The following is a 21,980-nucleotide window of genomic DNA, read 5'->3' on the forward strand; positions in this document are numbered from 1 at the left end:
TTGTCATATTCCCGGCGTATAATTTCACAGTGCTAAGAGCTTTCACTTCTGCAAAAGGAGGCTTTTTCAATGAAACGCAGTTGGTTTTCGCGCCATCCGCTTTGCTTCATGGCGCTGTATCTCATACTTTATCTTTCCGCATTCAATTTCCTGAACACCCAGATCCATATGCCGCACATCCTCGTGCACTGCCGGCTGGACGATCTGATTCCCTTCTGCAAATATGCGGTCATCCCCTATTTTGCATGGTTTCCGTGGATCCCGTTCACCCTGTTCTTCCTTCTGTGGAAGGCACCCCGGGAGGACTTCTGGCGGCTGTGTATGCCGCTGTTCAGCGGTATGACCATTGCGCTGGCCTGCTACGTGATCCTGCCCACCGGGCTGAATCTGCGCCCCTGCTATGTGCCGGGCACAGACATCTTCGCCCGTGCGGTGCGGTTCCTGTACAGCACCGACACACCCATCAATGTCTGCCCATCCATCCATGTGTTCAACTCGGTCACGCTGATGCTGGCCTATCACCGCTGCCGCATCTTTGAGCAGCCCCGGTTCCGCTGGATGCGCCCGGCCGCTGATGTGCTGTGCATCTCCATTGTATGCTCCACCATGCTGCTCAAGCAGCACAGCTGCATCGATGCAGCGCTGGGCGCTTTGCTGGCGCTGGCACTGGATACCGCGTTCAGCCGTATGATGGACACCAACGATCTGCCGCAGATGCGCCGCATCTGAATCTCTATAAAAAAGAAATGCGCTGTCATCGAGGGACAGCGCATCTTTTTTTGTTCAGAACAGATCCTCCGGCAGGCAGACATCCTGCTTTGGTACCTTTGCCCAGGAAAAGTCCTTGATCAGGCTTTCCGGTGTGCGGGGCGCAGGCTCCGGCTGCAGGCCGTAGGCGTAGGCAAGCTTGCCCACGATCTCCTGCGCGGTATACTTTTCCCGCAGGTTTTCCAGACTCTGGTCGCCGTCGCGCTTGGAGAGCCGCCGCCCATCCGGGGCCAGCAGCAGCGGGCAGTGGGCAAACCCCGGTGCCTGCAGGCCCAGCAGGCGGTACAAATACAGCTGCCGTGCCGTGGACGAAAGCAGGTCTGCACCGCGCACCACTTCGGTAACGCCCATGCGGGCATCGTCCACCACCACGGCCAACTGATAGGCGAACACGCCATCCGCCCGGCGCAGGTAGAAGTCACCGCAGTCATGCAAAAGATTTTCGGTGTGCGGGCCCATGCAGCCATCCACAAATGTGATGTCCTCGTCCGGCACCATCAGACGATAGGCAGGGGCCTTCTTTTTGCGTTTTTCCTCAATTTCGGCAGCGGTCAGGCCGCGGCAGGTGCCCGGATAGACCACGTTGCCGTCCGAGGTATGGGGCGCGCTGGCCGCGTGCAGCTGGGCGCGGGAGCAAAAACACGGGTACACAAGGCCGCGCTCTTCCAGCTTTTTGTAGCTTGCGGTGTAGATCTCCGCGCACTCACTCTGGTAATAGGGGCCGTTCGGCCCGCCGGTGCTGCCGCCCTCGTCCCACGCAAGGCCCAGCCAGTCCAGATCCTGTTCCAGCAGGTCAGCATAGATGCGCGGGCAGCGCTCGGCATCCAGATCCTCAATGCGCAGCACGATGCGCCCGCCCTGACTTTTTGCGCTGAGCCACGCCAGCAGGCTGCAGGCCAGATTGCCCAGATGCAGCCGCCCGCTGGGGCTGGGGGCAAAGCGGCCGGTTGGCGGTACAGGCTCTGTTTTTTGCGTAAAAACTGCTTGTTCTTGCATGTGTATCCTTTCAGCCGCCGGACGATTTAAAATTGCCGACGCGTTCGCTTTGGCAATATCAGCGGAAATATTATTTTTAAATTTGTAACTCCGAAACGACTGCGGTCGTTTCGGAGTTACTTTTTCACGGGAAAAGTCGTAACGGGAAACGGCATGTTGCTGCTGTCGGCTTATCGCCGTCGCGCAGCGACTATAAATCGGTGGAACACAAAAAATCCTTTCGCTCTGCGCGGGAAGCCGCTTTTTCCCTATTATAGTTGCCCGTCCGCCAAAGGTCAACAGACCACCCTGTTCAGCCGCCGCTCCACCGCCTGCCGCACCTCCGGCGCGCGGATGCCGTACACGATCTGCACATCGCAGCCGCTTTGCACCACACCGCTGCAGGGCAGGGCTTTCAGGGCCTGCTCCTTGACGAAGGCCGGGTCGTTCACCGTGACACGCAGGCGGGTAAAGCAGTTGTCCACCGTGCGGATGTTCTCCCGCCCGCCAAAGGCTGCAATGAGCTTTTCTACTCCCTGCTCGTCCAGCGGTAGGGCCTTTTCCGGCCGGGACGGCTCTTCCGGGCGGCGGCCCGGTGTAGGCAGGTCCAGCGCCTTGATGAGCACAGTGAACACCACAAAATACACCGCGATCTGGGCAAGGCCCAGCAGATACAGCACCGGGTAGTTCGTGCGGGCCGCACCAGCGGAAAGGTTCATCACAAGCGACCCCAGAAGGTTCGAGGTAAACGCCGTGACTCCGCACAGGTGCAGCAACACGATGAAGCTGCCGGAGATGGCTGCGTGCGCCAGCCACAAAACCGGTGCCGAGAAGCAGAACAGAAAATCCAGCGGCTCCGTAATGGAAGCCAGCGATGCCGTAAAGGCCAGCGGCAGCAGCTGAAGGGCAGTCTTTTTGCGGCTGCCCCGCCGGGCACAGAAGATGAATGCCGCCGCAATGCCAAAGTAGCCGAAGGTCTTGGTAAAGCCGGTGTACATCCACACGATGCCATCCGAAAACGGCAGGCCGAGGTTATATTCGGTCATCATGACCACATAGGCACCGGTATAGGTGACGCTGCCCACCATAAGCTGACCGCCCAGCTGCGAGAACTGGAACGGCATATACACCAGATGATGCAGCCCTGTAGGGATGAGCAGCCGTTCCAGAAAGCCGTACAAAAACAACCCGATATTGCCGGAAGCGGCAATGAAGCCGGTGACGGCCGCAATGGCCTTCTGGATAGGCGGCCAGACAAAGCAGGCCCCAGAGCCCAACACCGCCGCCAGTGCCGCCATGCAGGCAAAGGACCACCGCGCACCGGAGAACACACCGCCCAGAATGCCGCGGTGGGCTTTTTCGCAGGTGCGGTCATACACAAAGGCGGTGAGCAGGCCCAGCAGAATGCCGCCGAACACGCCGGTGTCCACAGTCTGGATGCCCAGCACCATGGTCTGGCCTGCGCTGTACAGGCCGGTAAGCGCATCCGGCTGCGCCAGCAGGCCCAACTCGGTCAGCGTTACATTGCCCGCTGTCAGGTAGACAAGATAGCTCATCAGGGCGATGAACGCCGCCTGATGCTTTTCCCGCTTTGCCAGCGCCGCCGCAAGACCGGTGCAGAACAGCACGCTCAGATTTGAAATGACCGCCGTGAGGCATTTGTAAATGATCCCGCCCGCCAGCTGCACCGGCTCCCACCGCAAAAAGGGCAGCACCCCGGCCAGCGGCGCACTGGTAAGCAGTGCGCCCACCACCAGCAGCAGGCCCGCCGCCGAAAGATAGCTCAGCGGTGCCAGCATTGCGCGGGAGAACCGCTCCAATGCGGCTGTGATGCGGTGCTTCATGGGCGTTTCCTTCCTTTCCGGCTGACGTGGGCAGACACTATACTTGTAGTCAACCGATTTTTGCAAAAAATGTCAAGAATGCAAAGTTCCCAAAAATGCATCCCTTCTTTGTGCAGGGTGCATATTTCCCGCTTGAAATTCGTTCTGCGCTGTCCGATTGACAACCGCCGCGGCAGAACGTATACTTAAGGTGTATCGTTTTGAAGTGCTGCGGCCCGGCTGCGGCACCGCTCAAGGAGGACACTACTATGAAATTGAGATATGCCCGCATCCTCTCGCTGCTGCTCTGCGCAGCGCTGGCCTGCAGCATTCTGGCAGGCTGCGGCGGCTCAACCGCCAGCAGTTCCGAAGCGCCAAGCTCTGCCAGCAGTTCTGCAAGCTCCGCTGCTTCCGGCGAAGACCTGCCTGATTCCACCACCCGGGCCGACACCTCCGGCCTGAACCCCGGCGATTTTGACGAGAACTCCATCTTCTCCATCACCGGCACCGCTGCCGCCTTTGAGCCTTGTCTGGGCTGGGGGCCGGGTGTTTCCGGCTGCTCGCTCAAATCGGTGATCGCAGCGGCATCCCTGCTGCAGTGGGCAGAAAACGCCCGCCTTGCCTCCCGCACCCCGGAAGCCGTGCAGGAAGCTTTCTACAGCTGGTACGACACGCTGGACGCTGATGAGCAGGAAAGCTTTGCCGAGGCCTGGACGATGATCGAGCCGGACGCGCTGAGCCTTTTGAGCGACAAGGACAGCATGGCTGGCCGCATTGAGGATGCCGGCCTTGACCCGGACACCCTGCCCGGCTGCACCCTGAAGAACTGGCAGGCCCTGCAGACCGTGCTGGACGACTGCGTGCCCGCAGCGGGCCAGTGAACCCAACGTAAAAAGAAGCTGACCGGGCTGGTCAGCTTCTTTTTGTTTTTGCGGAAAAGGCCGGGGCCGCCTGCAGCATCAGACCTTCTTCAGCACATACTGGCGGGTGCCCATGCCGATCTTTTCGGCCTGCTCCAGCGTGGCCTTCCACTCGATATTGGGGTTGGAATCCTTGAAGTTGTCGTGGTGGCAGTTCCAGCCGGGCTTTGCAAGGTTCTGGCCCAGCTGGCTGTTCGGCAGCGGCTGTGCATTCAGGCAGGCATCGGCGCAGGCCTGATCCAGCGCCACCGGGTCAAAGGACGCAAAGATGCCGATATCCGGCAGGATGGGAGCATCGTTCTCGCAGTGGCAGTCGCAGTTGGGGCTGATGTCCTGCACCAGAGAAATATGGAAGCAGGGACGGCCGGCGCACACGGCAGCCGCATACTCGGCCATCTTGCGGTCCAGCATCTCATTGGCGCTGTCGCACTGGGAATAGATGGCGTCAAAGTTGCAGGCACCGATGCAGCGGCCGCAGCCCTTGCACTTGGTCTGGTCAATGACGGCCTTGTTGTTTGCATCGTAGGTAATGGCATCGGAGCCGCACTCCTTGGCGCAGCGGTGGCAGCCGCGGCACAGGCTCTGCTGCACCTCCGGGTGTCCGGCGGCGTGCTGTATCATCTTGCCCGCGCGGGAGCCGCAGCCCATGCCGATGTTCTTGAGAGTACCGCCGAAGCCGGTGGATTCGTGGCCCTTGAAATGGGTCAGGCTGATAAAGATATCCGCATCCATGATGGCGCGGCCGATCTTTGCCGTCTTGCAGTATTCGCCGTTCGGCACCGGAACCTCTGCCTCATCGGTGCCGCGCAGGCCGTCCGCAATGATGACCTGACAGCCGGTGGTCATGGGCCAGAAGCCGTTCAGCTGGGCGCAGGTGAGGTGCTCCAGTGCGTTCTTGCGGCTGCCCGGATACAGGGTGTTGCAGTCGGTCAGAAACGGCAGACCGCCCTGCTCCTTGCACAAGTCAGCCACCACCTTGGCGTAGTTGGGGCGCAGGAATGCCAGATTGCCCAGCTCACCGAAATGCATCTTGATGGCAACGAATTTGCCATCCATATCAATATCCTTGATCCCGGCGGCGATGCACACGCGGCGCAGCTTGTCCAGCAGGCTGGTGCCCACGGGGCAGCGGAAATCTGTATAATAGACCTTGGATGCTTCCATAGCAGTTTCCTCCATTTTGTTTGCGCGGCACGCTGCCGCATACTCTCTTATTTTGTAGTATAGCACATCTTTTTGCAAAGAAAAAGTGCTGTCGTAAAGGGCGGCGGGCACACCCTCCACGTCCTCGCTTCCGGGTGCCAGTCCATCCAGCGCAGAAAGCCCTCGCACTCCGTAAAAGCGGCATCTTTAAATCTGGCAAAGTCCTGTGCCCTTTGGCAGACAATGGCATCGCGTCAGCGCTGCCGCAGAGGGCGCACCCGCCTTGGCTGCATCGAAATTTTTTGCCGCTCACAGCACCGTAAAAAAACAAATGCCGCTTGCCTTCACGACCCTTCCCGTGAAAAAACAACCCCGGAAAATCCGCAGATTTTCCGGGGTTGTAAATTATAAAAATAATTCTTCCGCTTAAAATCAGAAGATTGCCGTCGCAGCCGCCACTGCCAGCACAATGATGCCCAGCACGATGCGGTAGGCACCAAAGAACTTGAAATCGTGGCGCTTGACGTAATCCATCAGGAAGCGGATGGCGGCAAGGCTCATGCCAAAGGCCACCACACAGCCCACTGCCAGCACAGCCACCTCGGTGCCGGTCATCACAGAACCGCCGACAACGAACTTGACCACCTTGAGCAGGGATGCGCCCGCCATGACCGGGATGGCCAGATAGAAGGTGAACTCTGCCACACAGGCGCGGGACAGGCCCAGCAGCAGGCCGCCCACAATGGTGGCACCGGAGCGGGAGGTGCCCGGAATGATGGCCAGACACTGCCACAGGCCGATGATGATGGCATCGCGGTAGGTGATCTGCTCCAGCCGGCTCACGTGCGGCGCGGCGCGGCGGTTCTCCACAACAAAGAACAGCGCGCCATACAGAATGAGCATCGCGGCAACCGTGATGTAATTGTAGAAGTGAGCTTCCATCCAGTCGTCCAGCGGGCTGATGATGAGCACCGGGATCGTGGCCGCTACCACCTTGAACCACAGGTTCCACACGCTGGGCTTGGAAATGACTCTGCCCTGCTTCATGCCAAAGGGCCACAGCTTGCCCCAGAACAGCACCACCACGGCCATGATGGCACCCAGCTGGATGACCACACGGAACATGGACATGAACTCTTCGCTTGCGTTGAATTTGACGATCTGTTCCAGCAGGATCATATGACCGGTGGACGAAATGGGAAGCCACTCGGTAATGCCCTCCACAATGCCCATCAGGATGGCTTTGATGATCTCAAAAAACGTAAGTACCCCTCCTTGTGCACAAAGGCACAGCAGCTTATTTTCTTCCAGTATACCATACTATGTCTCTGCACGCACGCAGAATGCGAAAATTTTTACGCCCGCCGCCACTTTTGCCCTGCAGGCTGTTACTGCGCTGGGAAATGTGTTATACTGATGCAAAGACCCTTTTCCTTCTATTTTATCCGCAAATCAAAACAGCGTTTAAACACCCTTGGTATTTTTGTTGAACCATTCTACAACGAGGTGAATCCATATGAATATTCTGGTGATCGGCTGCGACCAGGTGGGCGCTTCCCTCATCCGCGATCTGGAACGCATCGGCCATGATATCTCGCTGATCGAAAAGGATCCCGAACAGCTCAAGCGTCTGGATGCCTTTGACGACTACAGCTTTGGCGGCACGGCTCTGGTAGGCGACCCCACCGACCCGGATACCCTGCGGCAGGGCGGCATTGACAGCTGCGATGCCGTGGCCGCTGTGAGCGAGGACGACTCGGTAAATCTGATGGCGGCACAGATCGCAAAAAGCATCTTCCGCCGTGAGAAGGTGATCTGCCGCGTGTCCGACCCGCACCTGCAGGTGCTGTACCACAAGGCTTACGAGATCGACACCATCTGCCCCACGGTGCTCACCGAGCAATCGGTGTTCCGCGCACTGGCAAAGTAAAAAGTGAGGGAAGCATATGAAAGTTTGTATCGCAGGCGGCGGCAAGGTGGGCATGTATCTGGCCCAGAGCCTGCTGGCCCACCGCCACAAAGTGACCATCATTGAACCGCAGGAAATGCTGTGCCGTTCGCTGGCCGATTCGCTGGATATCCCGGTGATCTGCGGCGATGCCATCAGCTTTGACACCATGCGCACGGCCGACGTTGCCAGCTGCGATGCCTTTGTGGCCGTGACCGGTGCGGACGAGAACAACCTTGTTGCCTGCCAGATCGCAAAGCGGGAGTTTGGCGTGAACCGCACCGTGGCCCGGGCCTCCAACCCCAAGAACCGCGAGCTGCTGCACACCTTAGGCGTGGACACCGTAGTGTGCGGCACCGACAACCTGAGCCACATCCTTGAGCGCGAGATCGAGACGGATACCATCCGCCAGCTGCTCTCGCTGGGCGGCGGCACTGCCAGCCTGAACGAAATTTTGCTGCCGGAGAACTTCAAGTTTGCAGGGCAGGCGGTCAAGGACATCCCCATGCCGGGCGACGTCATTCTGGTGTGCATCACCCGCGATGCGGAGTTCATCATCCCCCACGGCAACACCACCTTACTGCCGTGGGACCGCATCCTCTGCCTGACGCAGGATGACACCCTGCACCTGCTGATGGATGCCTGGGGCCTTTCCGGCAAATGACCGAACGTGACCTGCTGCGCACGGCGCTGATCATCCCGCCCAAGGGCCGGGCCGTACTGTGCGTCTGGGCCGCTGTTCCCGGCGTGTTCTGCGCGCCTTTTGTGTTCTGGCAGAGCCTGTTTGCCGGGTGTATTTTCTGTGCCCTGTGGGCGTGCCTTGTGTTCGCCGCGTGGGCAAGAGCCTGCAGCTTTACCGCAGTGCTCACCGCCCGGAACACTGCCGTGCGGGCCGGTATCGCCGTTCCCATCACACGGCAGCTTCCCCGCCGGGCCGTGACTGGCGTGTGGACCCTGCGCACGCCGCTTCTGTGGCTGGCCGGGTGCAGCGTGCTGGTGGTGCACGGCCCGGGCGTACAGCTGTTCCTGCCGGGCGTGGATGCCCTGCAGGCGCAGGCTCTTGCCGCTGTGCTGATGGAGGAAATGCCATGACCGAACGCGGCTTCCACCCGTTTGCGGTGCTGCATTTTCTGCGCAAGACCATCCTGCTGTATCTGCTGCCGCTTTTGCAGGTGCTGTTTGCCCGCAACTGGGCGGCGCTGCGCACGGCTCTGGTGCAGGGTGCGGCGCTGCTGACAGTGCTTGCCGCTGTGAGCGCCGCCGTGCTGCACGCAGGCCGCTGGCGGGTGGATGCACAGGGAACCCTGCGGGTGCGCTGGCGGCTGGGCGTGCGGCTGGACCGCTGCCTGAAAGCCAGCCAGCTGGCAGCGCTCACCATCGAGCGGCCCCTGCTCTACCGGCTGGCCGGTGCCAGCCGGGTGGTGCTGTACCCTGCCGGGCAGAAGCGCACCCTGACCCTGCTTTTGAGCGCGCAGAACGCGCAGTTTTTAGCTGACCGCATGATGCCGCGCCGGGATGCTGTGGCCCACACCCCGCGCGGCGGCGAAAAGCTGGCCTTTGCGGTGCTGGGTGCCAACGGCCTTTCCACCCTTGCTTTGCTGGCGCTGGCCATCAAACAGAGCAGGCCCTATGTGCCGGATGCCCAGACGGCGGCCTTTGCCCACCTGAACCGCATTGCAGCGTGGGCGGCGCGCTGGCTGCCCATGGGCACAGCATGGCTGCTGGTGCTGGGCGGTGTGCTGTTCTGCGCAAGCCTTGCGCGCAGCGCGGCCCATGCGGCCCATTACACCGTGTGGCGCACCGAGAGTCACCTTGGCAGCCGGGGCGGCTTTGTGCACCGGTACGAGATGCGCCTTGCGCTGGAGCACCTGAGCTATGCGGACCTGCGCCGCTCGCCTGCCACATGGGCGCTGGGCTGCTGCCCGGTGTTCGTCACGGCAGGCAGCTGCCAGCCGGAGATCCCATTGCTGGTCTGGCGGGAGGACGGCCCTTTTCTACAGGAGCTGCTGCCCGGCTTCGCCCTGCCGCCAAAAGCCCCGGTGGACACCGCAGGCCGCAGCATCCCGGCGTTTTTTCTGCCTGCCGGCATCCCCTGCGGGCTGTGCCTGCTGCTGACAGCGGTATCCCGCTACACCCTGCCCGCCCTCACGGTGCCGCTTCTGGTGGTCTCCGCTGTGTTTTCCGCCCTGCTGGTGGGTGCGTACAACGGCTGGCGCAAAGAGGGCATCTGGCTGCAAAACGGCCGCCTGACCCTGCGCTGGCAGCACGGCTTCCATCTGCACGACATCTGCGTGCTCTGCCCTGTTCCGGCCCTGACGGCCATGCAGTCGCCATGGGCCGCGGCGGTGCACCGCACGAATCTCACCCTCACCTTTCCGGGCGGGGTGAAGTGCAGGGTGCGCAGCGTAAAGTGCATCGAATTGCCTTTTTTGCTTTTCTGAAACTGTAAGGAGTCTTTTTCTGTGATAAAAACTGTATTATTCGATCTGGACGGCACCCTTCTGAACACCATCGACGACCTTGCCGATGCAGGCAACTGGGTGTGTGCACAGCATGGCTGGCCCACCTTTACGGTGGAACAGTTCAAGCACATGGTGGGCAACGGCATCCCGAAGCTGGTGGAGCGCTTTTCGCCGGAAAATGCCCGCACGCCGGAGCAGCTGGCGGCCACGCTAGCTGAATTCACTGCCCGGTACGACGCCCACAAGGAGGACAAGACGGCCCCTTATCCCGGCATCCCGGAGCTGCTGGACGAGCTGCGGGCACAGGGTGTTCAGTGCGCAGTGTTCTCCAACAAGGCCGACCCGCTCTGCGGCAAGATCATCGCCCACTATTTCGGCACCGGCCGCTTTGCCGCTGTGCGCGGCAACAGGCCCGGCGTGCCCACCAAACCGGACCCCGCCGGGCTGTATGCGCTGATGGACGAGATCGGTGCAGACCGCTCTGCCACCCTTTTTGTGGGCGACAGCGATGTGGACATCCTCACCGGGCACAATGCCGGGCTGCCCGCCATGGGCGCGCTGTGGGGCTTCCGGGGCCGCGCAGAGCTGACCGCTGCCGGTGCGGATGCACTGGCGGCAGTGCCGGAGGATATTTTTACCTATATCCAGAAGAGTTGACGATTTAGAATGCCCTCCGTTTTACTCTGGGCATGTTTAGCGGAAAATTTATTTTTATTTGCAGCTCAGAAAAATCTGCGGATTTTTCTGAGCTGCTTTTTCACGGGAAGGGGTCGTGGCGGGAAGCGGCATCTGCTGCTGTCGGCCTGCGGCCGTCGCGCAGCGACTTCTGATTGGCGGAACCCCCAAAAGCGGTTAAGAGATCTTCACGCCGAACAGGCGGGAATCTCCAGCTTTTTGGGGTGGAGCCTACTGCTTTGGGATTATTAAGGGCGAGTAGCCCTTAATTCGTGCCTCCCGCGCTTCGAAAGTAGCGGGTGCTTTTCTGGTTCTCTTTTGGCACGCAAAAGAGAACATACCCGGCGGAGAACGACTTCATAAAAGCCACACAGCCTATCCCCTACTCGAATACGCTCTACACGGGAAGCAACACGCCAAAAGGCGAGCCGCCCATTGGGCGGCTCGCCTGCTGTGTTCTTTGGGGTAACTTTATCAGCCCAGAGTGACTTCCTGAATCTTGGAGGAAGCGAACTCGAAAGGCCAGACAGTCTTCCACTCCTGATCCTGCACCTGTGCGATTGCAACAGAAGCGTAGGTGTTGTCACGGTAGTGCTTTGCGCCGCCGATCTCGTACTCGGGAGCGAACTCGATCTTGGAGTAGGGCAGAACGATCTTGCGGCCGCCCTCGAATGCACCGTCGATGGACAGCTCTGCCAGAGCGTCGCGGACGGCAGCACCGTCGGTGGAGCCAGCCTTCTCGATGGCGGTCTTGAACAGCCACACAACGGTGTAGGACTCAGCAGAGTGACCGTTCATGTTGACGTTGTAGACCTTCTTGAAGTCCTCGTTGATCTCCACGCCGTTGGTCAGGTCGGGGTTGAACTCGACAACAGAAGCCACACCGTTTGCGGATGCGCCCAGGTTCGGGATGAAGGAAGGATCGGTGAAGCCGTTTGCCTTGGCAACGATCATCTTGGGCTTGTAGTTCTGCTCCTTCAGGGTCTGGACGAACAGAGTAGCGTCGCCGATGTAAGAGTCGCACAGGATGGCATCGGGATCAGCCTGCTTCAGAGCCAGCACCTGAGAGGACAGGTCGGTCGCGTTGGAGCTGTAGTCCACCTCGGCCACAACATCCAGACCGTAATCGGGTGCGAACAGGTTGACGCAGCGGATCAGCTCCTGACCGATGGCAGCCTTATCGGTGAAGATGGCGACCTTCTTGATCTCGTTGCCAGTCTGCTCCTTGGAGTCCTGCAGATACTTCAGCATATCTTCCACGTAGACGGAGTTCAGCGGGCACAGACGGAAGAAGTAATCGTAGTCCTTGTGGTCCTCGTCGGTCAGACGGTCCAGCGTGGAGATAGCGGTGATCATGGGGATGCCGTACTGCTGGCAGACCTGAGCCACGACCTCGGTAACAACGGACATATGGCAGCCCATAATGACGTTGACACCTTCCTGAGTGATCAGGCGCTCTGCCTCAGACTTACCGGTGGCTGCGTCGCCTGCGTGATCACCGCGGACAACTTCCAGCATCTGACCGTTCACGCCGCCTGCCTTGTTGATCTCGTCCACTGCGAAGTCGATGCCGCGCAGGATGTTCTCGCCGATGGCTGCGTTGCCGCCGGACATTGCGTAGATGGTGCCGATCTTGATGGTATCACCGCTGGCTGCTGCAGTGCTGCCGGATGCTGCGGTGCTGGTAGATGCTGCAGTGCTGGTGGAAGCGGAAGAGCCGCCGCAGGCGGTCAGAGCAGCTGCGCTGCCCAGAACAGCGGATGCCTTCAGGAAGCTTCTACGAGAGATCTTTTTCATAATTGTCCTCCAATTCTGTTTGTAAAAAACAGCTTGTTAATCCGAGATGCCCCGCCGCACCGTGTGAAGTAGTGCCCGCCGGACATCCAGTTTCCAAAATCAGATGCCGAGGTACGCCTTCTTGACGTGCTCGTTTGCCGAAAGCTCGGCGGCGGTTCCTTCCAGTGCCACGCGGCCGTTCTCGATGACATAGCCGCGGTCAGCCGCTGCAAGGGCTTTGGTGATATCCTGCTCCACCAACAGCACCGAGATGCCGTCATTCTTCACCATGGTCTTGGCCACTTCCAGAATGTCGTCCACGATGTTGGGGGCAAGGCCCAGACTGGGCTCATCCAGGATCAGCAGCTTGGGCATACCGATCAGCGCACGGGCCACGGCCACCATCTGCTGCTCGCCGCCGGACAGGGTGCCGGCAGCCTGCTTTGCGCGCTCGCGCAGTTTGGGGAACCAGTTATAGCACTTTTCCAGATTTTCTGCAAAATGTGCCTTGGTCTCCTTATTGAATGCACCCAGTTCCAGATTTTCCAGCACGGTCATCTCGGTAAAGAGCTGACGGCCTTCCGGCACCTGCACGATGCCGCTGTCCAGAATAACGCGGGAGCTCTTGCCGGAGAGGTCCTCTCCGTTGAACTCCACCTTGCCGGAGCTGGCCTTGACCATGCCTGTGATGGTGCGCACCATGGTGGTCTTACCGGCACCGTTGGAGCCAAGGATGGCAACGATCTCGCCATCCTTCACCTCAAAGCCGATGTCCCACAGGATGTTCACAGAGCCGTAACCGGCGTTCAGACCTTCAACTTTAAGCACTTGCGCCCTCCTTTTTGGTGCCCAGGTACACCTCCATGACGTAAGGATCGTTCATGACCTGCTCGGGCGTGCCCTCAGCGATCTTTTCGCCGTGGTGAAGGACGATGACCTTCTCGCACAGGCTCACGACCGCCTTCATGATGTGCTCGATGAGCAGGATGGTGACACCGGACTCGTTGATCTTGCGGATCAGCTGGATGGCCTCTTCGGTCTCAGCCGGGTTCAAGCCTGCCATATTCTCGTCCAGAAACAGCACTTCGGGCTTGGTGGCCAGAGCGCGGGCCATTTCCAGACGCTTCTGGTCCGGCGTGCCCATGTCCTTGGAGATCACATGACGCTTTTCGTACAGGCCGGTGAAGTGCAGCACCTCCATGGCGCGCTCCTTGGCCTCTTTTTCGCTCTTTGCACCGGCGTGGCCGAAGTAGGCGGCGGCGGTGACGTTATCCAGAACGCTCAGGTTCTTCAGAGGTTTCATGATCTGGAAGGTGCGGGCGATCTTCATGTTGGTGTACTCATACGCCTTTTTGTTGGTGATGTCCTCACCATTGTAGAAGATCTTGCCTTCGGTGGGCGGGTAGTAGCCGCAGATCATGTTGAAGGTGGTGGATTTACCAGCACCGTTGGGGCCGATCATGCCGGTGATGGAGCCTTTCTCCACCGAGAAAGAAACATCATGCACGGCGGTCAGACCCTTGAACCGCTTGGTCAGGCCCTGGACTTCAATAATAGGCTTTTCTGCCATGATTACTTCCCTCCCTTGTCTGCCATCAGCTCATACTCTTCCAGCACGTCCAGAGACGGCTTTTTGAGGATCTTTTCATCGATGAAGGTCTTGACCTTCGAGTTCATGTACCAGCCCAGAATACCGGACGGACGGAAGCGGATGACCACGATCAGCACGATGGCATACATCAGCATGTTGATGCCGGGCAGGATGGCGGCAAAGTTTGCACGCAGCAGTTCGCTCAGCGGGATCATGATGAGGCCGCCGATCAGCGGGCCTTCGATGTAGGCAGCGCCGCCCACGACTGCCGGCAGCACGATCTCAGTGGACTTGGACTGGATCATAATATCGGGGTCGATGTAGCGGATGTAGCTGACGTAGAAGAAGCCGACCAGACCGGCAATGATAGCCGAAATGACAACGGCAATGACCTTGTACTTGGTGGGATTGATGCCGATGGCGGCGGCAGCGTCCTCATCCTCGCGGATGGTGCGCAGTGCAAAGCCCAGCTTGGAGCGGCCGATCTTCTTCATGATGAGGTAAACGCCCACCATCATGATGAAGCCGATGTAGTAGTACGGCACCTTGCTGGTAAAGCGGAACTGCGCAAAGGAGTCCTTGCCGAAGGGCAGGCCCACACCGGATGCACGGCCGAAGAACTCCGAGTTGATGATGAACTGACGGATGGACTCGGCAAACGCGATGGACACCAGCGTGAAGTAGGGGCCGCGCAGGATCAGGCTGGGGAAGAAGATGACACCGGCCACAACGCCCACAACGAGCATATCCAGCACAGCAGCCACCCAGGGGTTCATGCCCGTCTTTGTGACCACCAGACAGCACACATAGGCACCCAGACCCATGTAAGCGGCCAGACCCAGCGAGTTCTGGCCGGTGATGCCGCCCAGAATGTTCCACGCCATGGACAGGGTGGACATATAGAAGGTGAGAACGAAAATGTTGATGATGTAAGGTTTATCCACGACCAGCGGGATCGCTGCGAAGATGGCGACGATGATAGCCAGAACGATCGCCAGATTGCGGTGATAGGTTTTAACTGCTTTTCTGGTATCCATCTTATCGCCTCCTCAGAATCATGACCTGACGCACGACCAGAATGATGATGAAGGTGACGAACACGATCATATCACTGTAGGACGGGCTGATGAACAATGCACTCATCTGCTCCAGCAGGCCCAGGAAAATACCGGCGAAGAATGCGCCGGGGATGGAGCCCAGACCGCCCACGACCACGACGATCAGTGCGCGGAAGCCGAAGCTTGCGCCTGCGGTGGGATAGATGGTGTAGAACTGGGTCAGCAGAGAACCGGCGATACCGGCCAGAGCAACGCCCAGACCATAGGTCAGGATGTAAATTTTCTTGACGTTGATGCCCACGACCTCAGCACCAATGGGGTTCTGGGATACGGCGCGGATCTGCTTGCCGGTGGTGGAATACTTGAGGAAGGCAAACAGTGCAATGGCAACCACGATCAGGATCAGGAAGCTGACCAGACGCGGCAGTGCAATGGTGACCGGGCCAAGCGGGATATAGGTCTGCGAATAAGGGGTAATGATCTTATAATAGGTGGAACCAAAGATGACCAGAGCGCCGTTGGTGAGCAGCAGGCCCAGACCGACGGTGAGGAACAGCAGGTTCGTAAAGCTCTTGGTCTTGAGCGAAGGGGTGATCAGAGTGGACTGGATCAGCGCACCCAGACCGAACATGAGCACTGCGACGATGGGAAGGGCTACATAGGGGTCCACCCCAAAGTAGGTATACAGAACATAGGTGATGTACATGCCCACCATCAACATTTCGCCGTGGCAGAAGTTGACGATGTTCATAACACCGAAAATGATGTTCTGGCCCATACCCATCAGGGAGTAGAAACCGCCCAGCAGGATCCCGTTTACCAGTGCTTGCAAAAAGACTTCCATTGACATCCTCCCGTTCTAAGCATCAGGCGATGGGAACAGATGATGCAAAAACTGCACGCTGCATCCGCCACCGGCCCGTACTCGTGATTGAAAACCGCCCTTGTGGACTCCATTTCCTCCCTTCTGCTCGTACAATTGGTATATCATCTGTATTGTAACGTAAGTGCAGCCTGTATACAAAATATTATTTCTACCAAACTTTGTCATGAATTTATATGGAAAGTGCTGGAATATCCCGGATTTTTTGGTGTGCAAGTCAATTTTCGCAGTTAAAAATGGAGGATTGATGTCTCATTGACATAATTTTGTTACTATTTCAGGTCGGAGATCTGCGGAAAAATGCAGAAAAACCCGGCAGAAGAGCACCTGAACGTGTTCCCCTGCCGGGCTTTTTATCCATAAACTGGCATGTGGTATTCAAGATGAAGGCGCACCGCCGCCCTGTCCCGGGTCGTGGTTCCCAGCGTATGCTTCACGCCTTGGAGCGGCGTTCGCATTCCGCTGACCACGGCCCCAGCTTCGCTTCCCTGTACTCCCCTTTTTGTCGCTATGCGACATCTTCCCCCGACCGGGGGAAGTCTTTGCTCGCTGGCGGCGGTCAGCTCAGCTGCAATTCCCGTGCGGGTCAAATTAAAAATCCCCCGAGCGAATGTAGCGGCAACTACCACGGTAGACATTCCTAGCCGTTGGGACCCGCGGGCTAACCAAAGCCCCACTGGGGCTTTGGTTGCGGCGCTGCGCACCGCCGCCCTGTTCGATTCCCGTATGGGTCAAATTAAAAACGCCCTTGCGCAATGCGCAAAGGCGTTTTTATGACCCGTACGGGAATCGAACCCATGTTACAGCCGTGAAAGGGCCGTGTCTTAACCGCTTGACCAACGGGCCTTAGAAATACAGAGCTTCGCTAAAACCTCCGACTTCCATCGTCCACTACTGCAGACGACCGTCCCCCTAACCTTAGCGAAACTCTGTAAAAGTGGTAGCGGTAACTGGATTTGAACCGGTGACACTTCGGGTATGAACCGAATGCTCTAGCCAACTGAGCTATACCGCCACATATTGTTTGTGCACTTGAACAGTGCTCTATTATTATACCCACAGATACCCCTTTTGTCAACACATATTTTTAAAAAAATCATATTTTTTCGTGTCATCCAAAATACAAACGAAGATACGCAAAAATCCCGCTTTCCATTGAATAGAAAGCGGGATTTTTCAACCATTTATCCGAGCCTTGTGGAAAAGCCGGTCAATTCTTCAGCCCTTCTTGTGGGTGGGAACCATGACCTTCAGGCCGCCCATATACGGCTGCAGCACTTCGGGGATGGTCACGGTGCCGTCGGCCTGCAGATGGTTCTCCAGGAAGGCGATCAGCATACGCGGAGGTGCCACGCAGGTGTTGTTCAGGGTGTGGGCCAGATAGGTCTTGCCGTCCTTGCCCTTCACGCGGATGTGCAGGCGGCGTGCCTGTGCATCGCCCAGATTGGAGCAGGAGCAGACCTCGAAGTACTTCTGCTGGCGGGGGCTCCATGCTTCGATATCGCAGCTCTTCACCTTCAGGTCGGCCAGGTCGCCGGAGCAGCAGTTCAGCTGACGCACCGGGATCTCCATGCTGCGGAACAGCTCCACAGAGTTCTTCCACAGCTTCTCGTACCAGTCAGCGCTCTCGTCGGGGCGGCAGACCACGATCATTTCCTGCTTCTCGAACTGATGGATGCGGTAGATGCCGCGCTCCTCGATGCCGTGAGCGCCCTTTTCCTTGCGGAAGCAGGGGCTGTAGGAGGTCAGGGTCAGGGGCAGAGTGGCCTCGTCCAGAGTCTGGTCGATGAAGCGGCCGATCATGGTGTGCTCGCTGGTGCCGATCAGGTACAGGTCCTCACCCTCGATCTTATACATCATGGCATCCATTTCCGGGAAGGACATAACACCCTGCACCACGTTGCCGTGCATCATGAAGGGAGGGATCACATAGGTGAAGCCCTTGTTGATCATAAAGTCGCGGGCATAGGCCAGCACAGCCTCGTGCAGGCGGGCGATGTTGCCCAGCAGATAGTAGAAACCGTTGCCGGCCACGCGGCCTGCAGCGTCCATATCGATGCCGTCGAAGCTCTCCATGATCTCGGTGTGGTACGGAATGGGGAAATCGGGCACCACAGGCTCACCAAAGCGCTGTGCTTCCACGTTATAGGTATCATCCGGGCCGATGGGCACGCTGGGATCGATCATCTGCGGAATGGTGTACATGATCTCCTGAATGCGTGCGGACAGGGTCTCTTCTTCCTTTTCCAGCTCAGCCATCTTGTCGGCATCGGCCTTGACGGCGGCATTGTTGGCATCGATCTGAGCCTGCAGCTCAGCCTTCTGTGCCTCATCGGTGCACTTCTTCAGCTGGCCGAACAGGGGGCCGTTGGCCTTGCTCAGCTTGTTGCGGGCAGCCTTGAGGGCTTCCACTTCCTTCAGGCATGCGCGGTACTTGGCATCCTTCTCGATGACCTCGTCCACCAGCGGGAGCTTTGCATCCTGAAACTTCTTCTTGATGTTTTCCTTGACAGCGTCCGGGTTTTCACGGACAAATTTGATATCAAGCATGATTGACTCTCCTTGCTCTATTTCGGTTCGCACAGAAGATCCCCTCCCCTGTGCCGTTCAAAGACGGTCGCCCGCCTTGGATCGCTTTATTCTTCGTTCTGGTACTGTCCCAGCAGGTTGGCAAAGGCCCGCAGCTGCTCGTCTGAATAGAAATGCACGGTCAGCCTGCCCTTGCCGTCGTGGTAAGCCACGTTCACCTCGCTGCCCAGCACCTGCTTGAGACTTTCTTCCACCTCCACCGGCAGAGTGCCCCGCGGCTTGGGTTCTCTGGGCTCCTTTGCGGGCTTTGCCAGCTTTTTGCACAGCGTCTCGGCCTGACGCACATTCAACTGGTTGTCCGCAATGATCTGCGCCGCCTGCTCCTGCAACTCCGGTGTGGGCAGGCTCAGGATCACCTTTGCGTGGCCGATATTGATAAAGCCGCTTTTCAGCAGTTCCAGCACATTTTCCGGCAGGTTCAGCAGGCGCAGGCTGTTGGCCAGTGCGCTGCGGCTCTTGCCCAGCTTCTGTGCCGCCTGCTCCTGCGTCAGGCCGCAGCGGGTCATCAGCTCCCGGATGCCGGTTGCTTCTTCCACCGGGTCCAGATCCTCGCGCTGCAGGTTTTCCACCAGAGCCAGCTCCATGGCCTGCTCGTCGCTGACTTCCTTAATGACCACCGGCACATCGTTCAGCCCTGCCATGCGGCAGGCACGCCAGCGGCGCTCACCCGCCACGATGCTGTAGCCGCCGCGCGGGCGCGGACGCACCGCGATGGGCTGCAGCAGACCATGCTCTGCAATGCTGGCCGCCAGCTCGCCCAGCGCCTGTTCGTCAAAGGTCTTGCGCGGCTGTTCTGGGTCCGGTTCGATCTCACGCAGAGGCAAGGTGTCTACCTTTGCACCGGACTCAAAAACCGGGGCGGCATCTTCAAACAGACTGTCCAGCCCGCGGCCAAGTCCTCCTTTTCCTCTTGCCATTCATGTTCCCCCTGAGGTTTAATCTTCCAGAGCATTTTTCGTCTGCTCTGCGACGGGTGCACTTTTTCTGCGGGCCTTTTTGGGCTCGTGCGGGCGGTTGTTCTTGACAAATTCGATTGCCAGATCCATGTACGCTTCGCTGCCCTTGCCCTTGGGTTCATAGAAATTGATGGGCTGGCCGTAGCTGGGTGCCTCCGAAATGCGGATGGAGCGCGGGATGGTGGTCTTGTACACCTTGGAGCCGAAATACTTCTGCACCTGCTCCACCACCTGCACGGTCAGGTTATACCGCAACGAGAACATGGTGAACACCACGCCCTCGATATCCAGATACGGATTGTACTTTTTGCGAATGGTCTTTAAGGTGCTGATCAGCTCCGAAAGACCCTCCAGCGCGTAATACTCGCACTGCACCGGAATGAGAACGCTGTCGCAGGCACTCAGGCCGTTCAGGGTGAGCAGGTCCAGACTGGGCGGACAATCGATAAAGATGAAGTCATAGTCCTTCTGCACCTCGGCCAGCGCCTTGCGCAGGCGGCTCTCACGAGCGGGCAGGTCGATCATTTCCAGACTGGCACCGGCCAGACGGGTGTTGGAGCCGATGACATCGGTGCGGTACTCGGTCTTACGGATGGCCTCGGATGCTCGTGCTTCACCGATCAGGATCTCGTAGGTTCCCTTTTCCACGCTGCGCTTCGGGATGCCGTAGCCGGTGGTGGTATTGCCCTGCGGATCAAGATCTACGATGAGCACCCGCTTGCCCAGCGCCGCAACGCAGGACGACAGGTTGACGGCGGTGGTGGTTTTGCCAACGCCGCCCTTCTGGTTCGCAATTGCTACAATTTTTGCCACGCACAATTCTTCCTTCCGGGAAAATTTAATTGTTCCATGTGGAACATTCGCAGTCATGCCCGCCGGTTTCCCGTCCATACAGGCCCCTTAACACCTAGTATAGCACATCCAAATCGGTTTTTGAACCATCTGAAGCTTTTTTCCGCTGGATTTTTAACTTTTAGAGGTGGGAAAATCAAAAAATGCACGGTTTCGGGAGACAAAACAAACGATTTTGAATGCGCGCCGGGAAGCTGGCTAGTCCTCTCAGTCAAGCCCTGTCGGGCTTGCCACCTCCCTCATAAGGGAGGCTTTGGCAGTACGGTAAAGTTTCTGGGCAGACCACAAAGCTTGCGGTTTCGCCAGAGGCTCCCTCTTTGAGGGAACTGTCGCGCAGCGACTGAGGGGCTTCCAATCGGCGGAACACAAAAAATCCTTTAGCGAAGCGACTTGGATTTTTTGTATGGAGCCCAACAGCTTTGGGGTTACTAGGGGCGAGCAGCCCCTAGTTCGTGCCTCCCGCGCCTCGAAAGTAGCGGGTGCTTTTCTGGTTCTCTTTTGGCACGCAAAAGAGAACGTACCCGGCGCAATGCTTTAGCAAAAGGCATGAAACTTTAAACACGCGACTACGCTCTGCACGGGAGTTTCCTGTTCCACATGGAACAATTTTACCGTTCGGCGGCGGTGGTTGGGATGCGCACCGTATATTCGATATACCCGTCCTTCTCCTCCCGGTGGGCAGTGGCGGGCACACCATTATCGGTCATCAGACGGATGGCATGGTCGATGGTGTTCACAAAAATACGCACATCCTTGACCATCGAGATGCGATGCCTGCCTTTTGCAGGGGTATTGAGCAGCTGTTCAATGTAGAGGTCGGTCTGCCGGGCGTTCATGCGGCGCTTGGCAATGTTGATCAATGCTTCACTGCGGCGGTTCTCCGGCAGACGCAGCACCGCCCGGGCATGGCGCTCGGTGAGGCTGTTGTCCAGCACGAACTGTCGCTGGTCGGCGTTCAGCTGCAAAAGCCGCAGCTTGTTGGCAAGAGTGGGCTGCGCCATGCCCAGCCGCTTGGCGGCTTCGGCCTGGGTGCAGTCCCACAGCACCATCACATCCTTTAAGCCCTGCGCCTGCTCAAAGGGGTTCAGGTCGGCCCGCTGGATGTTTTCCAGCAGGCCCAGCGCGGCGGTGCGCTCATCGTCGTAATCACAGAGGATGGCAGGGATGGTGTTCATTTTAGCAAGGCGGCAGGCACGGAGCCGCCGCTCCCCGGCTACCAGTTCGTAGCCGCCATCCGACACTTTTCGCACCGAGATGGGCTGCAGCAGACCATTTTCACGGATGCTCTGGGCCAGCGCAGCCAGCTCCTGCTCGCTGAACTCCCGCCGTGCCTGAAACGGCGACGGCCTGATCTGATCGATGGGCAGGAAATAAATCTTGCCCGCCTGCTTTTTGCGTTCAAACATGGATACACGGCTCCTTTCGCGCGATGGATGGGTTTTGTTTTTCACATTTTCCCGGGAAAGCGTGGAAAACTCAGGCTTCAGGCACAGTGTATCACACAAATAAAAACCCTGCCAGAAGTTTCGTTCGGCAGGGTTTTACAAAGTTCTATCGATAT

The 21,980-nt window shown here is 58.4% G+C and carries 20 protein-coding genes and 2 tRNA genes; 7 read left to right on the forward strand and 15 right to left on the reverse strand.

Annotation, left to right across the window (positions count from 1 at the left end; genetic code table 11):
* Window positions 1-69 precede the first annotated feature (69 nt).
* Window positions 70-729: a phosphatase PAP2 family protein gene (locus DWY76_RS10135; protein ID WP_097774079.1), complete on the forward strand. Its 660-nt coding sequence runs from the start codon at window positions 70-72 to the stop codon at window positions 727-729.
* A 54-nt stretch (window positions 730-783) separates the two neighbouring features.
* Here the strand turns inward: DWY76_RS10135 and gluQRS are convergent, their stop codons facing one another.
* Both gluQRS and DWY76_RS10145 read right to left on the reverse strand, forming a co-directional pair.
* Window positions 784-1,764 carry a tRNA glutamyl-Q(34) synthetase GluQRS gene (gene gluQRS, locus DWY76_RS10140; protein ID WP_120081267.1) on the reverse strand — a complete coding sequence of 327 codons (981 nt, stop codon included), beginning with the start codon at window positions 1,762-1,764 and terminating at the stop codon, window positions 784-786.
* Window positions 1,765-2,039: 275 nt separating this feature from the next.
* A complete protein-coding gene (locus DWY76_RS10145) occupies window positions 2,040-3,587 on the reverse strand; it encodes a PTS transporter subunit EIIC (protein WP_120081268.1) in 1,548 nt (515 codons plus the stop codon).
* Window positions 3,588-3,835: 248 nt separating this feature from the next.
* On the opposite strand from DWY76_RS10145, the gene DWY76_RS10150 reads away from it, so the two are divergent.
* Window positions 3,836-4,447, forward strand: a complete 612-nt coding sequence (locus DWY76_RS10150) for a hypothetical protein (RefSeq protein ID WP_120081269.1) — start codon at window positions 3,836-3,838, stop codon at window positions 4,445-4,447.
* A 78-nt stretch (window positions 4,448-4,525) separates the two neighbouring features.
* On the opposite strand, the gene DWY76_RS10155 is transcribed toward DWY76_RS10150, so the two are convergent.
* A complete protein-coding gene (locus tag DWY76_RS10155) occupies window positions 4,526-5,650 on the reverse strand; it encodes a DUF362 domain-containing protein (RefSeq protein WP_120081270.1) in 1,125 nt (374 codons plus the stop codon).
* Between the two features lie 411 nt (window positions 5,651-6,061).
* A complete protein-coding gene (locus DWY76_RS10160) occupies window positions 6,062-6,922 on the reverse strand; it encodes an undecaprenyl-diphosphate phosphatase (RefSeq protein ID WP_279221602.1) in 861 nt (286 codons plus the stop codon).
* 223 nt (window positions 6,923-7,145) lie between these two features.
* Here DWY76_RS10160 and DWY76_RS10165 point away from each other — a divergent pair, with 223 nt between their 5' ends.
* The 5 genes from DWY76_RS10165 to DWY76_RS10185 are packed head-to-tail and all read left to right on the forward strand — an operon-like array spanning window position 7,146 to window position 10,696.
* Entirely contained in the window at window positions 7,146-7,559 is a 414-nt protein-coding gene (locus DWY76_RS10165) for a TrkA family potassium uptake protein (RefSeq protein WP_005937093.1), read from the forward strand.
* A 16-nt stretch (window positions 7,560-7,575) separates the two neighbouring features.
* On the forward strand, window positions 7,576-8,241 hold the full coding sequence (locus tag DWY76_RS10170; RefSeq protein WP_097774084.1) for an NAD-binding protein: 666 nt from the start codon (window positions 7,576-7,578) through the stop codon (window positions 8,239-8,241).
* On the forward strand, window positions 8,238-8,669 hold the full coding sequence (locus tag DWY76_RS10175; RefSeq protein WP_120081272.1) for a hypothetical protein: 432 nt from the start codon (window positions 8,238-8,240) through the stop codon (window positions 8,667-8,669). The genes DWY76_RS10170 and DWY76_RS10175 overlap by 4 nt, the downstream gene beginning before the upstream one ends.
* The gene (locus tag DWY76_RS10180; protein ID WP_120081273.1) at window positions 8,666-10,018 is read left to right on the forward strand and encodes a PH domain-containing protein; all 1,353 of its coding nucleotides are present in this window, start codon (window positions 8,666-8,668) and stop codon (window positions 10,016-10,018) included. The genes DWY76_RS10175 and DWY76_RS10180 overlap by 4 nt, the downstream gene beginning before the upstream one ends.
* 21 nt (window positions 10,019-10,039) lie before the next feature.
* A complete protein-coding gene (locus DWY76_RS10185; RefSeq protein WP_120081274.1) occupies window positions 10,040-10,696 on the forward strand; it encodes an HAD family hydrolase in 657 nt (218 codons plus the stop codon).
* A gap of 492 nt (window positions 10,697-11,188) precedes the next feature.
* Here the strand turns inward: DWY76_RS10185 and DWY76_RS10190 are convergent, their stop codons facing one another.
* The 11 genes from DWY76_RS10190 to DWY76_RS10240 form a co-directional block, all read right to left on the reverse strand.
* Window positions 11,189-12,511: an ABC transporter substrate-binding protein gene (locus DWY76_RS10190; RefSeq protein ID WP_097774088.1), complete on the reverse strand. Its 1,323-nt coding sequence runs from the start codon at window positions 12,509-12,511 to the stop codon at window positions 11,189-11,191.
* Window positions 12,512-12,610: 99 nt separating this feature from the next.
* Window positions 12,611-13,318 carry an ABC transporter ATP-binding protein gene (locus DWY76_RS10195; RefSeq protein ID WP_005937160.1) on the reverse strand — a complete coding sequence of 236 codons (708 nt, stop codon included), beginning with the start codon at window positions 13,316-13,318 and terminating at the stop codon, window positions 12,611-12,613.
* A complete protein-coding gene (locus tag DWY76_RS10200) occupies window positions 13,311-14,060 on the reverse strand; it encodes an ABC transporter ATP-binding protein (RefSeq protein ID WP_005937157.1) in 750 nt (249 codons plus the stop codon). Before DWY76_RS10200 ends, DWY76_RS10195 begins: the two co-directional genes overlap by 8 nt.
* A 2-nt stretch (window positions 14,061-14,062) precedes the next feature.
* The gene (locus DWY76_RS10205) at window positions 14,063-15,118 is read right to left on the reverse strand and encodes a branched-chain amino acid ABC transporter permease (RefSeq protein WP_005937154.1); all 1,056 of its coding nucleotides are present in this window, start codon (window positions 15,116-15,118) and stop codon (window positions 14,063-14,065) included.
* 1 nt (window position 15,119) lies between these two features.
* Window positions 15,120-15,983, reverse strand: coding sequence for a branched-chain amino acid ABC transporter permease (locus DWY76_RS10210; protein WP_005937151.1), 864 nt, complete (start codon window positions 15,981-15,983; stop codon window positions 15,120-15,122).
* A gap of 813 nt (window positions 15,984-16,796) precedes the next feature.
* A tRNA-Glu gene (locus DWY76_RS10215) sits at window positions 16,797-16,868 on the reverse strand.
* A 92-nt stretch (window positions 16,869-16,960) separates the two neighbouring features.
* Window positions 16,961-17,037, reverse strand: a tRNA-Met gene (locus DWY76_RS10220).
* A gap of 203 nt (window positions 17,038-17,240) precedes the next feature.
* Window positions 17,241-18,572 (reverse strand): serine--tRNA ligase, encoded by a 1,332-nt coding sequence (serS, locus tag DWY76_RS10225; protein ID WP_005937144.1) that lies wholly within the window; start codon window positions 18,570-18,572, stop codon window positions 17,241-17,243.
* Window positions 18,573-18,658: 86 nt separating this feature from the next.
* Complete coding sequence (locus DWY76_RS10230) at window positions 18,659-19,528, reverse strand: ParB/RepB/Spo0J family partition protein (protein ID WP_120081275.1); 870 nt, start codon at window positions 19,526-19,528, stop codon at window positions 18,659-18,661.
* An 18-nt stretch (window positions 19,529-19,546) separates the two neighbouring features.
* Window positions 19,547-20,380: a ParA family protein gene (locus tag DWY76_RS10235; protein WP_044953183.1), complete on the reverse strand. Its 834-nt coding sequence runs from the start codon at window positions 20,378-20,380 to the stop codon at window positions 19,547-19,549.
* Between the two features lie 647 nt (window positions 20,381-21,027).
* Window positions 21,028-21,825: a ParB/RepB/Spo0J family partition protein gene (locus DWY76_RS10240; protein WP_097774092.1), complete on the reverse strand. Its 798-nt coding sequence runs from the start codon at window positions 21,823-21,825 to the stop codon at window positions 21,028-21,030.
* Window positions 21,826-21,980: the final 155 nt, after the last annotated feature.

The sequence above is a fragment of the Faecalibacterium sp. AF27-11BH genome, from assembly GCF_003603005.1.
Classification (GTDB): domain Bacteria; phylum Bacillota; class Clostridia; order Oscillospirales; family Ruminococcaceae; genus Faecalibacterium; species Faecalibacterium taiwanense.